The 20,315-nt window shown below is 64.7% G+C and carries 16 protein-coding genes, 1 tRNA gene and 2 pseudogenes; 14 read left to right on the forward strand and 5 right to left on the reverse strand.

What is annotated here, in order from left to right; all coding sequences use genetic code 11:
- The first annotated feature begins 4 nt into the window (after window positions 1-4).
- Window positions 5-2,221 (forward strand): methylmalonyl-CoA mutase, encoded by a 2,217-nt coding sequence (gene scpA, locus B7E02_RS08215; protein WP_080794897.1) that lies wholly within the window; start codon window positions 5-7, stop codon window positions 2,219-2,221.
- Entirely contained in the window at window positions 2,214-3,305 is a 1,092-nt protein-coding gene (meaB, locus tag B7E02_RS08220; protein WP_080794899.1) for a methylmalonyl Co-A mutase-associated GTPase MeaB, read from the forward strand. Before scpA ends, meaB begins: the two co-directional genes overlap by 8 nt.
- A gap of 7 nt (window positions 3,306-3,312) precedes the next feature.
- Here meaB and B7E02_RS14665 read toward each other — a convergent pair whose 3' ends face one another.
- The gene (locus B7E02_RS14665) at window positions 3,313-3,504 is read right to left on the reverse strand and encodes an N-acetyltransferase (RefSeq protein WP_245802226.1); all 192 of its coding nucleotides are present in this window, start codon (window positions 3,502-3,504) and stop codon (window positions 3,313-3,315) included.
- 664 nt (window positions 3,505-4,168) lie between these two features.
- A tRNA-Leu gene (locus B7E02_RS08235) sits at window positions 4,169-4,254 on the reverse strand.
- 203 nt (window positions 4,255-4,457) lie between these two features.
- Between B7E02_RS08235 and B7E02_RS08240 the strand changes: the two genes are divergently transcribed.
- The 5 genes and pseudogenes from B7E02_RS08240 (at window position 4,458) to B7E02_RS08255 (ending at window position 8,840) form a co-directional block, all read left to right on the forward strand.
- A complete protein-coding gene (locus tag B7E02_RS08240) occupies window positions 4,458-6,074 on the forward strand; it encodes an ABC transporter transmembrane domain-containing protein (RefSeq protein ID WP_245802227.1) in 1,617 nt (538 codons plus the stop codon).
- A pseudogene (locus tag B7E02_RS14940) lies at window positions 6,071-6,973 on the forward strand (ABC transporter transmembrane domain-containing protein); the annotation flags it as partial. The gene B7E02_RS08240 and the pseudogene B7E02_RS14940, both read left to right, overlap by 4 nt.
- Before the next feature lie 206 nt (window positions 6,974-7,179).
- A pseudogene (locus tag B7E02_RS14945) lies at window positions 7,180-7,867 on the forward strand (ATP-binding cassette domain-containing protein); the annotation flags it as partial.
- A 24-nt stretch (window positions 7,868-7,891) separates the two neighbouring features.
- A complete protein-coding gene (locus B7E02_RS08250) occupies window positions 7,892-8,407 on the forward strand; it encodes a YbhB/YbcL family Raf kinase inhibitor-like protein (protein ID WP_080794907.1) in 516 nt (171 codons plus the stop codon).
- A gap of 16 nt (window positions 8,408-8,423) precedes the next feature.
- Window positions 8,424-8,840 (forward strand): hypothetical protein, encoded by a 417-nt coding sequence (locus B7E02_RS08255; RefSeq protein ID WP_080794909.1) that lies wholly within the window; start codon window positions 8,424-8,426, stop codon window positions 8,838-8,840.
- On the opposite strand, the gene B7E02_RS08260 is transcribed toward B7E02_RS08255, so the two are convergent.
- From B7E02_RS08260 to B7E02_RS08270, 3 genes are all read right to left on the reverse strand, one after another.
- Window positions 8,833-9,951, reverse strand: a complete 1,119-nt coding sequence (locus B7E02_RS08260; protein WP_080794911.1) for a quinone-dependent dihydroorotate dehydrogenase — start codon at window positions 9,949-9,951, stop codon at window positions 8,833-8,835. The genes B7E02_RS08255 and B7E02_RS08260 overlap by 8 nt on opposite strands.
- Window positions 9,948-10,955, reverse strand: a complete 1,008-nt coding sequence (locus B7E02_RS08265) for a YncE family protein (RefSeq protein WP_245802228.1) — start codon at window positions 10,953-10,955, stop codon at window positions 9,948-9,950. The genes B7E02_RS08260 and B7E02_RS08265 overlap by 4 nt, the downstream gene beginning before the upstream one ends.
- 98 nt (window positions 10,956-11,053) lie before the next feature.
- Entirely contained in the window at window positions 11,054-11,989 is a 936-nt protein-coding gene (locus tag B7E02_RS08270) for an aldo/keto reductase (protein ID WP_245802229.1), read from the reverse strand.
- Between the two features lie 43 nt (window positions 11,990-12,032).
- Here B7E02_RS08270 and B7E02_RS08275 point away from each other — a divergent pair, with 43 nt between their 5' ends.
- From B7E02_RS08275 to hisG, 7 genes are all read left to right on the forward strand, one after another.
- Window positions 12,033-12,917 carry an undecaprenyl-diphosphate phosphatase gene (locus B7E02_RS08275; RefSeq protein WP_080794915.1) on the forward strand — a complete coding sequence of 295 codons (885 nt, stop codon included), beginning with the start codon at window positions 12,033-12,035 and terminating at the stop codon, window positions 12,915-12,917.
- 115 nt (window positions 12,918-13,032) lie between these two features.
- Complete coding sequence (gene mshC, locus B7E02_RS08280) at window positions 13,033-14,289, forward strand: cysteine--1-D-myo-inosityl 2-amino-2-deoxy-alpha-D-glucopyranoside ligase (protein ID WP_080794916.1); 1,257 nt, start codon at window positions 13,033-13,035, stop codon at window positions 14,287-14,289.
- Window positions 14,290-14,313: 24 nt separating this feature from the next.
- Complete coding sequence (locus B7E02_RS08285; protein WP_080794918.1) at window positions 14,314-14,694, forward strand: hypothetical protein; 381 nt, start codon at window positions 14,314-14,316, stop codon at window positions 14,692-14,694.
- Between the two features lie 88 nt (window positions 14,695-14,782).
- Window positions 14,783-18,391, forward strand: a complete 3,609-nt coding sequence (metH, locus tag B7E02_RS08290) for a methionine synthase (protein ID WP_080794919.1) — start codon at window positions 14,783-14,785, stop codon at window positions 18,389-18,391.
- A 30-nt stretch (window positions 18,392-18,421) separates the two neighbouring features.
- On the forward strand, window positions 18,422-19,117 hold the full coding sequence (locus B7E02_RS08295; RefSeq protein ID WP_080796856.1) for an HAD family hydrolase: 696 nt from the start codon (window positions 18,422-18,424) through the stop codon (window positions 19,115-19,117).
- A gap of 46 nt (window positions 19,118-19,163) precedes the next feature.
- A complete protein-coding gene (locus tag B7E02_RS08300) occupies window positions 19,164-19,436 on the forward strand; it encodes a phosphoribosyl-ATP diphosphatase (RefSeq protein WP_179129699.1) in 273 nt (90 codons plus the stop codon).
- 9 nt (window positions 19,437-19,445) lie between these two features.
- Entirely contained in the window at window positions 19,446-20,291 is an 846-nt protein-coding gene (gene hisG, locus B7E02_RS08305; RefSeq protein WP_080794920.1) for an ATP phosphoribosyltransferase, read from the forward strand.
- Window positions 20,292-20,315: the final 24 nt, after the last annotated feature.

The raw sequence follows: 20,315 nt of genomic DNA on the forward strand, positions 1-20,315 counted from the left end.
CACCATGACAAACATTCCCAATTTTTCCGACGTTCCCCTCGGCGAACATCCCGCCTCCGCCGGTGCGGCGGAGCCCGCTGCGGCAGATCAGATCTGGCACACCCCGGAGGGCATCGACGTCAAGCGAGTCTTCACCGCGGAGGACAGGGCCGAGGCCGCGGCCTCCGGGCACCCCCTGGATTCCCTGCCAGGGCAGAAGCCCTTCATGCGCGGACCCTATCCGACGATGTACACCAATCAGCCCTGGACCATCCGCCAGTACGCAGGATTCTCCACGGCCGCGGAATCCAACGCCTTCTACCGCCGCAACCTCGCCGCGGGGCAGAAGGGCCTGTCCGTGGCCTTCGATCTGGCCACACACCGTGGATACGACTCCGACAATGAACGTGTGCTCGGTGACGTCGGCATGGCCGGTGTGGCCATCGACTCCATCCTGGACATGCGGCAGCTGTTTGAGGGGATCGATCTCTCCGCCGTTTCCGTGTCCATGACCATGAACGGCGCGGTCCTCCCGGTGCTGGCGCTCTACATCGTCGCCGCCGAGGAGCAGGGCGTGGCTCCCGAGCAGCTGGCGGGAACGATCCAGAACGACATTCTCAAGGAGTTCATGGTCCGTAACACCTACATCTATCCGCCGAAGCCCTCGATGCGGATCATCTCCAATATCTTCGAGTACACCTCTTTGAAGATGCCGCGCTTCAACTCGATCTCGATTTCCGGTTACCACATCCAGGAGGCCGGAGCCACCGCGGACCTGGAGCTGGCCTACACCCTCGCCGACGGTATCGAGTACATCCGTGCGGGCAAGGATGTGGGACTGGACGTGGACAAGTTCGCCCCCCGCCTTTCCTTCTTCTGGGGTATTTCGATGTACACCTTCATGGAGATCGCCAAGCTCCGGGCCGGGCGTCTGCTCTGGAGCGAGCTTGTGGCGAAGTTCGATCCGAAGAACCCGAAGTCCCAGTCGCTGCGCACCCACTCCCAGACCTCGGGATGGTCTTTGACCGCCCAGGACGTCTACAACAACGTCGCCCGAACGGCGATCGAGGCGATGGCGGCAACCCAGGGTCACACGCAGTCGCTGCACACCAACGCACTCGATGAGGCACTCGCACTGCCCACCGACTTCTCCGCCCGCATTGCCCGCAACACCCAGCTGCTGCTCCAGCAGGAGTCCGGAACCGTCCGGCCAGTCGATCCCTGGGCCGGATCATATTATGTGGAGTGGCTGACCAACGAGCTGGCCAACCGCGCCCGCGCACACATCGAGGAGGTCGAGGAGGCCGGTGGTATGGCCCAGGCCACCACCCAGGGCATCCCCAAGCTGCGCATCGAGGAATCCGCCGCACGGACCCAGGCGCGTATCGACTCGGGCAGGCAGGCACTGATCGGCGTCAACCGCTACGTCGTCGAAGAGGATGAGCAGATCGAGGTGCTCAAGGTCGACAACACCAAGGTACGCGCCGAGCAGCTGGAGAAGCTGGCCAGGCTCCGGGCGGAGCGTGACGATGCCGAGGTCACCGCGGCGCTCGAGGCACTTACGGCGGCCGCGCGCATCGAGCACAAGGAACCGGGCGATCTCGACCACAATCTGCTCAAACTCGCCGTCGATGCCGCGCGCGCCAAGGCGACGGTGGGGGAGATCTCCGATGCCCTCGAGGTCGTCTTCGGCAGGCACGAAGCGGAGATCAAGACCCTGTCGGGTGTGTACAAGGAGGAAGTCGGAAAGGAGGGGGCTGTGTCCAATGTCTCCAGGGCGATCGCCCTCGCGGACGCCTTTGAGGCTGAGGAGGGACGTCGTCCCAGGATCTTCATCGCGAAGATGGGACAGGACGGCCACGACCGTGGACAGAAGGTTGTCGCCTCCGCCTTTGCCGATCTCGGCATGGACGTCGATGTGGGACCACTTTTCCAGACTCCCGCGGAGGCCGCACGGGCGGCCGTCGACGCCGATGTCCACGTGGTCGGTGTCTCCTCCCTGGCCGCCGGTCACCTCACCCTGGTGCCGGAGTTGAAGAACGAGCTGGCAAAACTCGGTCGTGAGGACATCATGATCGTGGTCGGAGGTGTCATCCCCCCGGGTGACTTCCAGGAGCTCTACGAGGACGGTGCCGTGGCGATCTACCCTCCCGGAACGGTTATCGCCGATTCTGCGATCGACCTGATCAACAAACTGGCCGCCAACCTCGGTTTCGACCTGGACGTGGATGTGAATGCGTGATCGGGAATACCTGGAACACCATCTGGGGACTCTGACAACCACGGGCGGCACGGACCTGGGTTCCACCACCGCGGTGGCACCCGAGGTGCTGAAGAGGGCCCGTCAACGGATCGACGTCGACGATCTTTACGCAGCCGTGCTCGCCAATGACCGGCCCAAGCTGGCCCGTGCGATTACCCTGCTGGAATCCACCTCACCGGCTCACCGGGAGCTGGCACAGGAACTGCTGGTCAGGCTCTTGCCGAAGTCGGGCAACGCCCTGCGGGTGGGAATCACGGGTGTGCCCGGAGTGGGCAAGTCGACGTTCATCGAGACTCTCGGGATGAAGCTGATCGGTGAGGGGCACCGCGTGGCGGTCGTCGCCATCGATCCGTCCTCGACGAAGACCCGTGGTTCCATCCTCGGTGACAAGACGCGGATGGCGCGTCTGTCCAAGGAGGATTCGGCCTTCATCCGGCCCTCCCCGTCGGCGGGCACCCTCGGTGGCGTCGCCAAGGCGACGCGTGAGGCGATTGTGGTGTTCGAGGCCGCCGGGTATGACATCATCCTCGTTGAGACCGTCGGGGTGGGGCAGAGTGAGGTGGCCGTTCACCAGATGGTGGACTGCTTCACCTTTCTGGCCCTGGCGGGAGCAGGCGACCAGCTTCAGGGGATAAAGAAGGGTGTCCTGGAGATGGCCGATATCGTCGCCATCAACAAAGCGGACGGCCCCAACGAGAAGCTTGCGAAGCGCGCCGCACGGGATCTCGCCGCTGCGATGCGCATGGTCCGGAGCCAGGACGAGCTGTGGCACCCCCCGACGCTGACCATGTCCGCGGTCGAGGGCAGTGGCGTGGATGAATTCTGGGGCTATGTCATGGACCATCACGAGGTGATGCAGCGGGAGGGACTGTTCGAGGACCGTCGCAGGCAGCAGCAGATCGGATGGATGTGGGCGATGGTTCATGAAACCATCCGGCTGCGTCTGGACAATGATGCCGCGGTGAAGACGACCAGTGCCGCCATGGAGCGGCAGCTACGTGAGGGAACGACCACTCCCACCCTTGCGGCCCAGAGGATCCTGGCGGCCTTCGACGGCGGCTAGGATCCGGTCACAGGCCCGGCATGGCCGGCGGTTTCCACATGGCCAGTTCCGGAATAAGGGAATCGTCGTTGGGGATGTAGCCGAGGGGGACAAATCCCAGGCGGTGGTAGAGCTGCGCCGACCTGGTGGTGGTCGCCTCCAGATAGATCGCCTCCTCCCCGGCTCGACTGATCCCGTGCTCGAGCAGCGCGCTTCCCACCCCCTGGCCCCTGGCCGCCCCCGTCGCGGCAATGGTGTAGAGGGGGGGAGAGTGGTGGCCGCGGGACGTGGCGTGGCCAAACGCGCTGGTGGGGGCGGTGGTGGGATGCGCCTTTATTTTTTCCAGCCCAAGACCGCCTTCCTATGCCTGGACGGTCTCCTGGGCCCGGGGATGTGCTTCCCACCCCCTGGCCCCTGGCCGCCCCCGTCGCGGCAATGGTGTAGAGGTACCAGTGGGGGAACCGGGGGTGCTGGCGTGCGGAGTGCAGTTCACCGAGCACCAGTCGCGCCGCCGAGACGCCGAAAATCGATACCAGGTGGGGCAGCAGCTTCGCCTGCTCCGCCAGGTCATGGTTGTCATCGGGGCCGTCCCACAGCGCGACCCCGAGAATCTCGCCCTGTTCATTGCGGGCCAGGTCCACCATTCCCGCCGGACCGTATTGCCTGTCAATCTGCAGTTCGAACAGTTGTCGGAGTTTGGTACCGCCCTCATCGGGCTGGGGGATCAGGCGGAGAAACCCGGGATCGGAGGCGAATGCCTCGATGAGAATATCCACCGCCGCTCCGTAGTCGGAGGGACCCGCCCGGTCAATTGTGAGTGTCATGGAGTCCAGAATATGCCAAAACCGCCGGGGATCTTAAATAAGATCTCCGGCGGAAAAGTGTGCCCGGAGGGGGACTTGAACCCCCACGTCCGTTAATAGGACACTAGCACCTCAAGCTAGCGCGTCTGCCATTCCGCCACCCGGGCCGGGTGAATTATTTCCGGGGCATGCGCCCTTTCAACGAGATAAACAATAACCTGAACCCGGATTGAAAGACAAATCTGCAGGTCACGGCACCGATCGTGGTGCGCGGAAATTACATGTGTGTAAGGCACCGCCCGACGGCGGTTCAGCCGGTGCAGAGGTGGCCGGGACCGGGTGCGGGTTTTCTTTGGTAATCTTTAACGCCATGCCACCCCAACTCCGCAGGATGCGGACCTGGTCCTGGTTCGTCCCCGATTCACCGGTGGAGGAACGGGGCCTCATCGATGGTCAGGGAGCCACCGGCACCCGGCGGGCCACCTGGCGTTTCCTCTGGGCGTATCCCGCCGGTACCTGGACAATCATCCTGACGATGTTCATCAGCAGCGCCCTCGGTGCGGTGATCTCCCTCGTGGTCGGGCGCGGAAGCGACTGGGCGTTCGGCAACGGCGGGGTGATGCCCGTGCTGGTCATCTCGGTGACCATCGCCTTCTTGCTCTGGATCATGTTCGTCATGGAGGCCACAGGGGATGCACTGACCGACATGGCCGCGGCACGGGTCGTGCACACCCTGCGCCTCGAACTCTCCGGACGACTGCTTCGCACGCCCCGCAACCGGCTGACTCCCGGGGCCGTCCTCAACACCGTCGACCAGGATTCCGTGCAGATCGGGGACCTCAAGCAGGTACTCAATTTTCCGATCATGATGGTCGGCTACCTGGCGGGCTCGGCCGTGTCCATCCTGCCGATTTCCCCGATGATCGCGGTGCTGCTCCCGGTCGGCGGTCTGCTGACCGCGCTTGCCTCCTACCTCACCGCGCGGCCGCTTACCCGCATCTCTGCGCGGCGTCGACAGGCGGAGGCGGAGTCCGTGGCCATCGCCACCGATGTGGCCCAGGGTTCGCGGGTGGTCAAGGGACTCGGGGCGGTGGAATACACCGAGGCCCGGTTCGCCGCGGCGGCTGAATCCGCACTCGCCGTCATGCTGGCCGAAGCGCGGCTGCAGGCGGCACTGAACTTCGTGCGCCAGTTCGTTCCGGCGGTTATCAGCATCGCATTGCTGGCCTACGCTGTGATCCTCGCCTATGACGGGCGGATCACCGGTGGTGAGCTGGTCACCGTGACGCTGCTGGTGCCGCCGTCACTGACCGTCCTCGGCGTCTCGCTGGGAATGCTCACCGAAATCTGGGCGCGCTCCCAGGCCTCCACCCAGCGGGTGGGGGAGCTGGTGGCCGATCTGGACGCGGTGCACCGCGAACCCAACCCGGGAGCTCTGGCCGTGCGTATCGATCCCGGACTGACCGTCTGGAACCCCGGGCGTCCGGAGACCCGCGCGGATGTGGACGCCGAGCTGGAGAAGCTGCGAGATGTCGATGATGTGCTGGTCGCACCGCACCGCGTCAGCGTGTTCGAGGGGACCCTGGAGGAGAACCTCAATCCGCGGGGCACGATCGACCCGGGGAGGGTCAGGGACGCGCTGGAGGCGGCCAGCTGCCTTGATATTCTCCAGAGGCTGGGTGCGGACCCACGGGACCCGGACTTTGGACTCGTTCTGCCCACCACCCCGATCGGTGAGGCCGGATTGAATCTCTCCGGTGGTCAGCGTCAGCGGGTCGCACTCGCGCGCGTATTGGCAGCGGATCCGGAGCTGCTGATCCTGGATGAGCCGACCACCGGCCTGGACTCGGTCACCCTGGACAGGGTGGCCAGGTCGGTGGCGGAACTCAGACAGGATCGGCGCACCGTGGTGATCACCTCCAACACCACCTGGCACGTCACTGCGGACCGCGTCTATTCCGACATTCTCAATGAGGCCACACCATGACGGAGAACTCACCCACCGCCGATGCCCTGGCACCCGCGAGTCTGAGGGATTCCTCGCGCCTGCTGTCCTCGCTGCCCTCCAGGCCGGGCCGCGTCTGGTTCGCGCTGTTCACCCTGATCAGCCTGGTGACCGTCGGGGCAATGGTGGGCACCTCGAATCTGCTCGGCTTCTCGGTCGATGTGCTCAACGGCGTCAGCCTTCCACTTATTGGTGGCGGCGGCCGCGGGATGGCTGCTCTGCTGGCCGCCGTGGGTGCGGCCATCCTCATCGAGGCGGCCGGTCGGTCGATCATGCAGTACCTGATCAATTCGGCGACCCGCAGGTTGTCGGTGGATCTGCGCAAGGAGGCCCTGTCCTCGGCGCTGCGGGCGCCGGTGCCCGAGGTGATGAAGCTCGGCACGGGAAACGTGATCAGTCGGATCACCCAGGATATTGACAACACGGTCCGGATCATCTCCATGATCGGCGTGCGTCTGACCATCACGATCATCATCTTTCCCACCACCCTGGCGTCACTGGTGGCCATCCACTGGTCCTTTCTCCTCGTGTTCATCTCCGTCGCCGTGATCATCATCCCCGGAATCCGCACGATTCTCGCCCGCATCCCCACCGCGACCAACATCGTCTCCAGTACCGAGGCGCGCCGCAACAACCTGCTGTTGGACACCATCAGGGGCATCGACACGCTGCGCGCACTGCGCCTGGGTGACTGGGCCGTGCGGCGCATGCGCGGGGCGTCCTGGACCGCGGTTCAGGCGCGCGCGGATCGCACCCCCATCTTCACCGTGGTTCTCGGTATCGGTTCGCTGGCCTACGGCTTCCTCCTGATCGGCGTGTTCATCATGGCGGCGTTCCTCAGCGCCAATGGAACGCTGAGCATCGGTGCGGCGACGGCCGCGGTCGTGCTGATCGTGCGGATGGAGGTCCATGTGTTCAACATCCTGTTCTTCTCCTCCGAGATTCAGAGTGCGGTGACCTCCCTGGGGCGCGCGGTCAGCCTGGCCACCCTCAGGCAGTTGGCTCCGGAGGCCCCGGAACCCGCGGATCTGGAGGATGCGCCCGAGGTGCGCGTCGAGAAGCTGCACTATTCCTACCCGGGTGGGGCCGCCGTGCTCTCCGGTCTCGATCTCACCCTCGCGGCGGGCACCACGACCGCCCTGGTCGGTACCTCAGGGGCAGGGAAGTCCACCCTTGCGGCGCTGATCGCCGGCCTCCAGCGCCCGGACTCCGGACGGGTGTCGGTGGCGGGAATCGACACCTCGCAGGTCTCCGACACCTGGACCACCCGGCAGATCACGCTGATCAGCCAGGAGGTTCATTTGTTCTCCGGTACTCTGCGGGAGGATCTGCTCATGGCGGCGCCCGGTGCACCGGACGAGGTGCTTGTCGACGCCCTGGCCGCCGTGGGCCTCCACGCAAGCAGCGGGGCCCACGCCCGCTGGTTCCCCCGGGGGCTCGATACCGCGGTCGGTGCCGGGGCGGAGGAACTCTCCCCCGAGGTCCAGCAGCAGATCTCACTCGCCCGGATCGTCCTGCGCGATCCGCCGGTGCTTATCATGGACGAGGCGACCAGTGAGGCGGGCAGTGACAACGCCAGGCTGCTGGAGACGGCGGCATCGCAGATCGCACGGGGTCGGACCTCCCTCGTGGTGGCGCACAGGCTCGACCAGGCGGTCACAGCGGACCGCATCATCGTCATGGAGTCCGGCGAGATCATCGAGGACGGCACCCACGCCACCCTCGTGGCCGCCGGTGGGACCTACGCCCGGCTGTATGAAAGGTGGAGTAGTTGACGGGGTTCAGGTAGAAACGGGGGTATGAGCACCTACAATGATCCCCGATTCCCCGGACCCGACCCCTACGCACCGTTGAAGGATCTGCCCTCCTTCCCCCTGAGCTCCACCGATATCCGCGACGGTGCGAAACTCGGCGAACCGCAGCTCGCCGGCAACGATGTCTCCCCGCAGCTGTCCTGGTCCGATCTGCCCGCAGGCACCAAATCCATCGCCATCACCTGCTTCGATCCGGATGCACCGACCGGCGCGGGCTTCTGGCACTGGGCCGTGTTCAACATTCCCGCATCGGTGAACTCGATCCCCGCCGGTGGAGAGATCGAGGGTTCGGTCTCGCTAAGGGGTGATTCCGGAAAGCGTGGCTACTACGGCGCGCAGCCACCCGCCGGCCATGCGCCCCACCGCTACCTGTTCGCGGTGCACGCGGTCGATGTGGAGAAGCTCGACATTGACCCCGACGCCACCCCCACCGTGCTGGGCTTCAACCTGTATTTCCACTCAATTGGGCGAGCCATTGTGTGGGGTTGGTACCAGAACTAGTAGTGTCACTCACATCATGAGTGCATCATCCGGGAAATCACGGTCCAAGTCGGGGGAGCGCGCAGGCTGGCGCCGCGTCCCCGCCGGAATCCGCATCGGCGGCGCCTTCGTGGCACTGGGCGCCGTACTGCTGGTTTTCGCCGCCATCGAGCTGTTCACCGGGGGATTCATGCGCCTCTTCGGTATTACGGCCGGTTTCCTGCTCATCCTCGTCGCAGCACTGATCCTCGGCGGCTTCGCCACCACCAGCAAATACGAGGAGAGCTCGAGAATCCAGGTCATTTCGCTGTTGATCGCGGTGGTGCTGGTCATCCTGAGCAGACTGCTGCCGAACACCGTCCTGATGTGGGTGGGGCAGTTCTGGTTGAGTGCCTGGGCGGTGGTGGCCATCCTCTGCGGACTGTTCATCCGCCGGGCACTGCTTCCTAAATAGCCTTCCAGCCCAGGCCCCTGCCCACAGCCTCCGAAATATTGGACAGGCCGTGGGCATGAACCTGCTCGGCGAGCCCGAGGTGGATGTCCCGGATCCAGTCCGGCCCACCGTAGATGAAACCCGTGTAGCCCTGCAGGAGGGTGGCGCCGGCGCCGATCCTCTCCCATGCCTGCTCGGCTGTCATGATCCCACCCACGCCGATGAGCACCAACCGGTCGCCGACCCGCGCACGCAGGCGCCGGAGCACCTCCAGCGCGCGCTCGGCAACCGGTGGCCCGGAGATCCCTCCCTGGCCCATCGCCTCCACCTCACCCGCGTCGGTTGTCAAACCCTGCCTGGAGATGGTCGTGTTCGTGGCCACAATGCCGGCGAGGCCCAGCTCGAGGGCCAGATCGGCAACCGCATCGATGTCCTCGTCGGAGAGATCAGGGGCGATCTTCACCAGCACCGGCACCGTCGTGGATTCCTGAACCGCGCTCAGAATCGGGCGCAGCGATTCCACGGCCTGCAGGTCGCGCAGTCCGGGTGTGTTGGGGGAGGAGACATTGACCACGAGATAATCGGCGAGATCGCCCAGCAGTGAGGCTGAGCGCCGGTAGTCCTCGGCCGCCTTCTCCGCGGGCACAACCTTGGTCTTGCCGATGTTGATGCCGATGACATCGGTGCTGGAGCGGTGGCGGATATTGTCCGCTACCTCCGCCGCGCCGAGATTGTTGAATCCCATTCTGTTGAGGATTGCCTTGTCCGCGGGCAGGCGGAACAGCCGGGGGGTGGGGTTGCCCGGCTGCGGGGACGCCGTGACGGTTCCCAGCTCCGCATAGCCGAAGCCCAGCGGGGACCACACATCAGGGGAGTTGGCATTCTTGTCGAAGCCGGCGGCGAGACCGAGGGGGCGGGGGATGGTACGTCCGAAGACCTCCTGCTCCAGGACCGGATCCTTCACCGCCACGATCGCGCCCATCGCACGGTTCACGGGGCCGATGAGCTGGGCGACGCGAAGGGCGTCATTGATCAGACCGTGGATTCTCTCCGGCTTCAGCCTGAACATCTGGGTCAGACTCGCGTCGTAGACCTTCTGGCGGATGATGCGGGCGGTGGACTTCTTCGTCATTGGTTCTGGGCTTTCTGGGAGGCAGGATTGTCTATGATCTGCAGCCCGTCACCGGAGGCCGAGGCGGCGACGAGGGAGGCGTCGTCAAGCACAACGACGTTGAGTGCATTGGCCACGGTGTTCAGCCGGTACTTCTCCTCGGGAACACCGGCGGAGATCTGGTAGCCGGCGAGCTGGTTGTCGGAGGTGGAGGCGATCCACGCCAGTGCATGCGGCGCATCCCAGGCGACACCCCACGGGCTCTGATCAACGGGGGCGGTCATCTGCAGCCGGATGACATCATCGGCGTTGTAGATCGCGATCTGGCCGCCGCGGTTGTCCGAAACGACAGCGAGACCGTCCTCGCCACCGGCGATCTGCCCGACGCCCAGCCCCACCCGCAGTGTCGCGCCCATCTTGTTGTTGGGCCAGTCCAGATCCTGAATGGTGGTGTTGGCGTTGTTGGAACGGTAGACGGCGTCATGGCGGCCATCGACCTCGACCGCGATCATCTGATCGGTCGGCGAGGCGACCTTGAAGGTCTTCGGATCCGTGCCCTCGCGGTAGATGGTCAGGGTCGCATCCTCGTTGTTGCCTGCGATCAGCTCACCGGTCGAGGTGAGCACGGCCACCGTCGCAGGATTCTCCGTCTCCCGGAGATCGCTGAGATCGGGGGACGCGGAGTCAACCAGGTAGACACCCTGGGGGCAGGGCAGCACGAAGGTGTCTCCCGTGGCGGTGAGATCACCGCATCCCGGGTCGATGTCGAGCACCTTCTGCTCACCGGCACCGAAGGCCCCGATGGAACCGACGGACAGCGCCGAGGGGGTGCGCACGCCGAGGATGTCGCCGTTGGCGCGTTCCAGGTCACTGACCGCATCCTGGCCGGCGGGAAGGGGGATCACCCGCCCGTCCGGGTTCCGCGGGATCGGGGAAGGTTGCGGGATCGCACCGCCCATGTCCGCCGGCTCGGAGGTGTCCGAGGTGCCGCAGGCCGCGAGAAACAACGCTGAACTGAGCAACAATGCGGCGGATGGAAGAACACGGGTTCGGGGGCGCATACTCACAACGGTCTAGGTTACCAGTCCCGGGGACAAATCCCAGTTACAGGGACAAATCCCAGTTACAGGGACACGTCATCGAGCGCGCTGGTGATCTGAGCGGGAAGCGCGACCCTTTCGGCTCTGAGCAGCTCTGACAACTGCTCGGGCGTTCGAGCGCCGACGATCACGGAGCTGACGCCGGGGCGGTCCCGGACCCACGTCATCGCTGCGGCGGTCGCGCTGATGCCCAGACCCACCGCGGCGGTGTCCAGGGCATCGACGATGGTGTGCGAACGGGGGTCGAGATAACCCCGGACCTCGACATCGCCGAAGGTGGAGGCCGCGCGTGAGCCGGCGGGGATCTCGGAACGGTACTTCGCGGTGAGCACCCCCCGGCCCAGGGGCGCCCCGGCGAAGAAGCCGACGCCGAGGTGCTGGGCGGCCGGAAGCAGCTCCTCCTCGGCACGTCGGAGCAGGAGACTGTACTCCGCCTGGGCCGCGACAATGGGCCTGGTGGAGGTCGCCGCGTGCAGAAGCGCCAGTTGCCAGCCGGCGAAGCCACGGACGCCGGCATAGCGCACCCGTCCGGTGCGCACGGCGTAGTCGAGGGTGTCCGCGATCTCGTGCAGGGGCGTCCGGTCATCCCAGAAACCCACGGACCACAGGTCCAGATGATCGGTTCCCAGGGCGGACAGGGTGGCGTCGAGCTGGGAGAGGAGGAAGCTGCGGGAGCAGTCGACCCGTTGCCCCATGGGCCGGGTGGGGTCCACGCCCGCGCTGGAGGAGATGACCACATCCCGGCGCGTGTGTGTGTTTGATAACAGTTCGGCCAGTATCTGTTCGGCACGTCCGTCCGCGTAGGCGGGGGAGGCGTCGATAAGCGTGCCGCCTGCACCGATGAACTCACCGAGGATGGCACCCGCCTCCCGCAGATCGGTTCCCGCACCCCAGGTGGAGGTGCCCAGCCCGAGGCGGGACACCCTCAATCCACTGGCACCGACCCTTCTCTGTTTCACTCCGACCACACTACTGATGGGGCGGGATAGTACGGTGGATCGGGTGAATGAACAGTTATCCCTTCTTGCCGCCGCTGCGGAGCCCGCGGCGACGCCGGAGAGCATGTCCTGGGCACAGACACTGATCCTGTCACTGGTCCAGGGTCTGACGGAGTTTCTCCCGATCAGTTCCAGCGGCCATCTGCGGATCATCTCGGAGTTGTTCTGGGGCGTCGACGCCGGGGCATCCTTCACCGCCGTGGTCCAGCTGGGAACCGAGGCCGCGGTCCTGGTGTTCTTCGCCAGGGAGATCTGGCAGATCATCACCGGCTGGATCGCCGGCCTGTTCAACGCCCAGCGGCGCGGACGGGACTACCGGATGGGATGGATGATCATCGTCGCCACCATCCCGGTGGTCATTCTCGGTGTCCTGGGCAAGGACCTCATCCGTGAGTCCCTGCGCAACCTCTGGATCACCGCCACCGTCCTTGTCCTCTTCTCCTTCGTTTTCATTCTCGCGGAGAAGGTGGGGAAGAAGACGAGGGGGTATGACGAACTGAATATGCGTGATGCCATCGTCATGGGTCTGGCACAGTGCCTGGCGCTGATTCCGGGCGTGTCACGGTCGGGGGGTACCATCTCGGCGGGTTTATTCCTGGGGCTCAATCGCGAGGTTGCTGCGAAGTTCTCCTTCCTGCTGGCGATTCCGGCCGTGCTCGGCTCGGGTTTGTATTCGCTCAAGGACGCCTTTGATCCGACGGCAGGACAGGCCGCGACCGGCCTGCAGCTCGGGGTGGGCACCCTGGTCGCCTTCGTTGTGGGCTATATCTCCATCGCCTGGCTGATGAAGTTCGTGGCCAACCATTCCTTCTCCTGGTTTGCCGCCTACCGCATCCCTGTCGGGCTGGCGGTCATGGCGCTGCTGGGGCTCGGCTACCTGGCACCCTAGATCCGTAGCCGCACGCGGCCCGATCCGGACAACACCGAACACTCGGGATCGACCCTCCCCCGGAGGCTACCCGAGCATGATCCCGAAGCACCGAAAGCAGATAGAGTAACTCACCATGAAATCCTGGCCCATCCCTGAAGTACCGGTACTGGAGGGAAACCCAGTACCGCTGGCCCTGTACGACACCGCGGACCGCGAGGTGCGCCCGGTGGCGGTGCCCCCGGCGGGCTCGGATACCCCGGTGGGCATGTACGTCTGTGGAATCACCCCCTATGACTCCACCCATCTCGGCCACGCGTCAACCTATCTCGCCTTTGACCTGATCTACCGGGTGCTGCTGGACAACGGTCTGCAGGTCCACTACGTGCAGAACATCACCGATGTCGATGACCCGCTCTTTGAGCGCGCCGAACGCGACGGGGTGGACTGGCGGGATCTGGGAACCAGCCAGATCAACCTCTTCCGCTCCGATATGGAGGAGCTTTCGGTCATCCCGCCCAAGGACTACATCGGGGCGATGGAATCCATCGGGGAGGTGATCGCGATGGTGCAGAACCTCCTCGATGAGGGAGCCGCCTACGTCGTCGATGATCCCGAGTACCCGGATGTCTACGCCTCGGTGCACGCCACGGATCACTTCGGCTATGAATCCAACTATGACCGGGCGACCATGGACGTACTCTTCCGGGAACGGGGCGGTGATCCCGATCGTGCGGGCAAGCGCGATCCGCTGGACGCGCTGCTGTGGCGGGCCAACCGCGAGGGTGAGCCGGCCTGGGATTCACCCTTCGGCCCGGGTCGTCCCGGTTGGCACATCGAGTGCTCCGCGATCGCAACGGACCGGCTGGGGCCGAGTTTTGACATTCAGGGTGGCGGATCCGATCTGATCTTCCCCCACCATGAGTTCTCCGCCGCCCACGCCGAGGCCGCCAACGGCGTCGAGCGCATGGCCAGGCACTATGTCCATCCCGGGATGATCTCCAGGGACGGGGTGAAGATGTCCAAGTCGCTGGGGAACCTCGAGTTCGTCTCGCGCCTGACGGCACAGGGGCATGAACCCGCCGCGATCCGGCTCGGGGTCTTCTCCAGCCACTACCGCGAGGACCGGGATTGGAACGATGAGATCCTCGCCGCGGCGGAGCAGCGACTGGCCTCCTGGCGCAGGGCCGCTCGCAGCGTCGATGATGTGGAGGCCGCGCTGGAACTTACCGTGGCCATCCGCACCCATCTTTCCAGCGATCTGGACACCCCCTCCGTGCTGGGGGCTGTCGACGCCTGGGCTGAGGCGGGCAATGGCGACGGTCAGCGGTTCACCGAATCCGGTGAGATCGTCTCCCGGGCGCTGGAGTCGCTGCTGGGAGTGCGTCTCTGAGGGTTTTGGGGAACAATGGCTGCCATGAGTATTCGCGCCACCTTCCAGCCCAAGATCGACGAGTTCATCAGCACCCTCGAGGAGTTCGCCACCGGCTCCTACCTCAAGGAGGACGAGAAGGACCTCTGGGACGAACCCTTTGACGCCTCGGTCCTTCCCGCGCTGAAGGCCATCCTGGAACGGTACATGGATTCCCTGGACAAACTCAGCCAGGGACCCGATCAGGACACGCTCAACGCCGTCGCCCAGTCGACCCTGGATGAGCTGGATGATTTCAACACCAGCAACCACGATGCGGTCATTGAACCCGAGGAAAAGCAGGAGATCTCGGAACTGCTCTTCGACGCCGCCAGGCTCACCGGTGCCGATGACCTCTCGCTCGAGGCCTTCCCCGAGTTCGAGTAGCCGCGTCCGGACTGGGAATCGGAGCTCCTGAATCTGAATGGGAGGGAAAATTCAGGAAACCGATCCTGCGTACTAGGCTGTCTAAACAATGTCGACTACAGTTTCCCCCTCCCAGTTCCTTGATGCCCTACGCGAGCACGTGCTCATCGGCGACGGTGCCATGGGTACCCAGCTTCAGGCCTTCGACCTCGATGTGGACGAGGACTTCCTCGGCCTCGAGGGCTGCAATGAGATACTCAACCATTCACGCCCTGACGTTCTCCGCCAGATCCACCGCGCCTATTTCGAAGCCGGCGCGGACCTGGTTGAGACGAACACCTTCGGCTGCAACCTTCCCAACCTGGCGGACTACGACATCGCCGATCGGTGCTACGAGCTTGCGTACAAGGGAACGGCGATCGCGCGTGAGGTCGCCGATGAAATGGGTCCCGGTCGTGACGGGATGCGCCGGTTCGTCGTCGGATCGCTCGGCCCGGGAACCAAACTGCCCTCGCTCGGCCACGCTCCCTATGTCGATCTGCGCGGGCACTACAAGGAAGCTGCCCTGGGCATCATCGACGGCGGTGCGGACGCCTTCCTCATTGAAACGGCCCAGGATCTGCTCCAGGTCAAGGCAGCGGTCCACGGTTGCCAGGACGCCTTCGCGGAGCGCGGGGTCACGCTGCCCATCATCTGCCATGTCACGGTGGAAACCACCGGAACCATGCTGGTGGGTTCGGAAATCGGTGCGGCTCTGACCGCGTTGGAGCCCCTCGGTATCGACATGATCGGGCTTAACTGTGCCACCGGACCTGCGGAGATGAGCGAGCATCTGCGCTACCTGTCCAAACACGCCAGCATCCCGATCTCGGTGATGCCTAACGCCGGACTGCCGGTACTGGGCAAGAACGGTGCGGAGTACCCGCTCAGCGCGGCGGAACTGGCTGGTGCGCTGCGCGGCTTCGTTTCCGACTATGGTCTGTCAATGGTCGGCGGTTGCTGTGGCACCACACCTGAGCACATCAGTGCCGTGCGCGACGCGGTCGTCGGCACGCAATCGGGTGGGACCGCGGTCGCCAGGGCGGAGCGCGAGGTGGAGGTCGAGGACGCCGTGGCGTCCCTCTACACCTCCGTGCCGTTGACCCAGGACACCGGAATCACCATGATCGGTGAGCGCACCAACGCCAACGGCTCGAAGGCATTCCGGGAGGCGATGCTCGCCGGTGACTGGGAGAAGTGCGTCGAGGCGGCCAAGCAACAGACCAGGGACGGCGCGCATATGCTCGACCTGTGCATCGACTACGTGGGCAGGGACGGACGTGCGGACATGTCCACGATGGCCTCGCTGCTGGCCACCAGTTCCACGCTGCCCATTATGATCGACTCCACCGAACCCGAGGTCATCCGCGTCGGCCTCGAGCATCTCGGTGGCCGGAGCATCGTCAACTCCGTCAATTTCGAGGACGGCGACGGACCGGAGTCCCGGTACCAGCGGATCATGGCGATGGTCAAGCAGCACGGTGCCGCCGTGGTCGCCCTGACCATCGACGAGGAGGGACAGGCGCGCACCGCGGAGCACAAGATCGCCATCGCCGAGAGGCTGATCGCCGATATCACCGGGACCTGGGGACTTGATGAATCCGACATCATCGTCGACTGTCTGACATTCCCGATCTCCACCGGACAGGAGGAGACCCGACGCGACGGCATCGAGACCATCGAGGCGATCCGCGAACTGAAGAAGAGGCACCCCAGGGTGCACACCACCCTGGGACTGTCGAACATTTCCTTCGGGCTCAACGCCGCGGCGCGGCAGGTACTCAACTCCGTATTCCTACACGAGTGCATCCAGGCGGGGCTAGACTCCGCCATCGCGCACAGCTCGAAGATTCTGCCGATGAACCGCATCGAGGAGCGGCAGCGGGAGGTCGCCCTGGACATGGTCTACGACCGGCGGACACAGGACTATGACCCGCTGCAGGAGTTCATGCAGCTCTTCGAGGGTGTCTCGGCCGCAGCGGCGAAGGACGCCCGGGCGGAGGCCCTGGCGGCGATGCCATTGTTTGAGCGGCTGGCGCAACGCATCATCGACGGTGACAAGACCGGAATGGAGGAGGACCTCGACGCCGGCATGAAGGAGAAGGCCCCGATCGAGATCATCAACCAGGATCTCCTCGAGGGCATGAAGACTGTCGGTGAACTCTTCGGATCCGGCCAGATGCAGCTGCCCTTCGTCCTCCAGTCGGCGGAGACGATGAAGGCCGCGGTGGCCTATCTCGAGCCCTTCATGGAGGAGGACACCGCCGAGGGTGAGGTCTCCGAGGGCAAGGGGCGCATCGTGATCGCCACCGTCAAGGGCGATGTGCACGACATCGGGAAGAACCTGGTGGACATCATCCTGTCCAACAACGGTTACGAGGTGATCAATCTCGGAATCAAGCAGCCGCTGTCCAACATGCTCGCCGCGGCGGAGGAACACAGGGCCGATGCGATCGGCATGTCCGGGCTGCTGGTGAAATCCACGGTGGTGATGAAGGAGAACCTCGCCGAGATGAATACCGTCGGTGCTTCCCACTACCCGGTGATGCTCGGCGGCGCGGCACTGACCCGCACCTTCGTGGAAAATGATCTCAGCGAGGTTTACGCCGGGGACGTCTACTACGCCCGCGACGCATTTGAGTCCCTGCGCCTGATGGATGAGTGGATGGCCGCGAAGAGAGGGGAGCGGGCCGCCGCCGATTCCCCGGAGGGTATCGCGGCAGCGAAGAAGAAGGAGGAGCGCAGGGCCAGGCACGAGCGATCGAAGCGGATCGCAGCCGAGCGCAGGGAGAAAGAGGTACCGGTGGAGGTACCCGAGCGTTCCGCGGTATCCCTGGATACGCCATTGGCCACCCCTCCCTTCTGGGGAACCAGGATCGTCAAGGGGCTGCCGCTGGCGGAGTACCTGCCCAACCTCGACGAAAGAGCCCTGTTCATGGGGCAGTGGGGTCTGAAGTCCAGCCGTGGCGGGGAGGGCCCGAGCTACGAGGAGCTGGTGGAAACCGAGGGACGTCCGCGACTGCGCTACTGGATCGACCGGCTGAAGTCCGAGGGCATCCTTGATCACGTGGCGCTGGTCTACGGGTATTTCCCCGCGGTCTCGGAGGGCGATGATGTGGTGATACTGCAGTCGCCGGAGCCCGACGCACCCGAGCGCGCCCGTTTCAGTTTCCCGCGCCAGCAGCGGGGGAAGTTCCTCTGCATCGCGGACTTCATCCGCCCCCGCGAACAGGCGATCGCCGAGGGCCGGGTCGATGTCTTCCCCTTCCAGCTGGTGACGATGGGTGATCCGATCGCCGCTTTTGCCAACGAGCTCTTCGAAGCGAATGAGTACCGCGAATACCTCGAGGTCCACGGCGTCGGTGTCCAGCTCACGGAGGCACTCGCGGAGTACTGGCATGCGCGTATCCGCTCCGAACTCCAGCTCAGTGGCGGCGGGACCGCGGGAGATGAGGACGCTGCGGACAAGTCGCGCTTCTTCGACCTCGACTACCGCGGTGCGCGCTTCTCCTTCGGCTACGGATCCTGCCCGAACCTGGAGGACCGTGCCACCATGGTCGAGCTGCTGGAACCCGGTCGAATCGGGGTGACCCTGTCAGAGGAGCTGCAACTGCATCCCGAGCAGTCCACCGATGCCTTCGTGCTCTACCATCCGGAGGCGAAATACTTCAACGTGTAGGTTACCCTTCGGACAGGTTAGAGTATGGGCATGATTGAGGCGATCTTCTGGGACATGGACGGCACGATGGTCGACAGCGAACCGCTGTGGGGCATCGCGACCTTCGAAATGAGCGAGGCGATGGGTCGGCGTCTGACCCCGGAGCTGCGGGAGAGGACGATCGGCGGAAGCTTCCGCAACACCGTCGACGTCTGCGCCGCCCATGCTGGCATCGAGATCACCGAGGACGACTACACGCAGCTGCGCAGCACCCTGTTCGCGCGCATGAACGAGCTTTTCGACGCCCAACTCGTTCTAAACCCGGGGGTGTGCTCCCTGCTCACCGCCCTGAACATGCGGGACACCCCGATGCTGGTGACCACCAACACCGAACGTGTCCTCGCCGAACGGGCCATCGCCGCCGTCGGCCGGGAGTTTTTCACCGGTTCGATCACCGGCGATGAGGTTCCGCGGCCCAAACCCGCGCCCGACATGTACCTCGCCGCAGCGGAGAGAGTGGGGGCTCAGCCCTCCCAGTGCCTGGTCTTCGAGGACAGTTTCAACGGCATGAGTGCGGCCGTTGCCGCGGGCTGCCGGGTCATCGGGTTGCATGCCGAGGGGGCACCTGCGCCGACCGGGGTGGTTCCGCTCCGCGATCTGCACGGCAGCCTCAGCCTGGAGGGGGTGACCCCGGAGCTTCTGGATCACTGGTGGGCCGCCATCGAGCCCGCACAGGTGCCAAACTAGGAAAACCCCCAACCCCAGGCCACATCGTCGGTGGCCGTGTGGAAGAATGTTCCGGGTGAAGACATTTGACTCGCTGTTTGAAGAACTTCTTGATCGTGCCCGGAACCGTCCCGAGGGTTCCGGCACCGTAGCGGCCCTGGACAAGGGCATCCATTCGCTGGGTAAGAAGGTCATCGAGGAGGCCGGGGAGGTCTGGCTCGCAGCTGAGTTCCAGTCGGATGAGGAGCTGGCCGAGGAGATCTCACAGCTTCTCTACTGGACCCAGGTGGTCATGGTTGCCCGCGGGCTGAAGCCCGAAGACATCTACAAGTACCTCTAGGCGGTAACCGTGCTGAAAATCGCTGTCCCCAACAAGGGCTCGCTGTCCGAGCGTGCCGTGGAAATCCTCAACGAGGCTGGCTATGCCAGCCGCGGTGACTCCAAGTCCCTCAATGTGTTGGACGCCGACAACAATGTGGAGTTCTTCTATCTGCGCCCGAAGGATATTGCGATCTACGTCGCAGGTGGGCAGCTGGACCTGGGCATTACCGGCAGGGACCTGGCGAGGGATTCCCGTGCGGAGGTCCATGAGGTGCTCTCCCTCGGCTTCGGTTCCTCGACCTTCCGCTATGCGGCGCCCGTCGGCCGTGAATGGACTGTGGAAATGCTCGAGGGAAAGCGCGTGGCCACCTCCTACCCCAATCTCGTCCGCGATGATCTGCACGCCCGTGGCATCGATGCCGACGTGATCCGACTCGACGGTGCGGTGGAGATATCCATCAAGCTCGGAGTCGCCGACGCCATCGCCGATGTCGTCTCCACCGGCCGGACCCTGCGGCAGCAGGGGCTCGCGCCCTTCGGTGAGTCCCTGTGCACCTCGGAGGCCGTGATCGTCGGGCGGCGTGGCGAGGAACTGACCACGGAGCAGCAGGTCCTTCTCCGCCGGGTGCAGGGAATCCTCCACGCCCAGAATTACCTCATGCTCGATTACAACGTCGATCGTGAGAATCTTGCCGCGGTCAGCACCATCACCCCGGGGATCACCGGACCCACCGTCTCCCCGCTTGCCCGCGAGAACTGGGTCGCCGTGCGTGCCATGGTGCCCCGCAGGAACGCCAACTTCATCATGGATCAGCTCGCCGGGATCGGTGCCGAGGCCATTCTCGCCTCCGAGATCAGAATCGCACGCATATAGTCGTTGGCACCACCGCTGGACACG

This window comes from Corynebacterium pacaense, from assembly GCF_900169525.1.
GTDB classification, from domain to species: Bacteria; Actinomycetota; Actinomycetes; order Mycobacteriales; family Mycobacteriaceae; genus Corynebacterium; species Corynebacterium pacaense.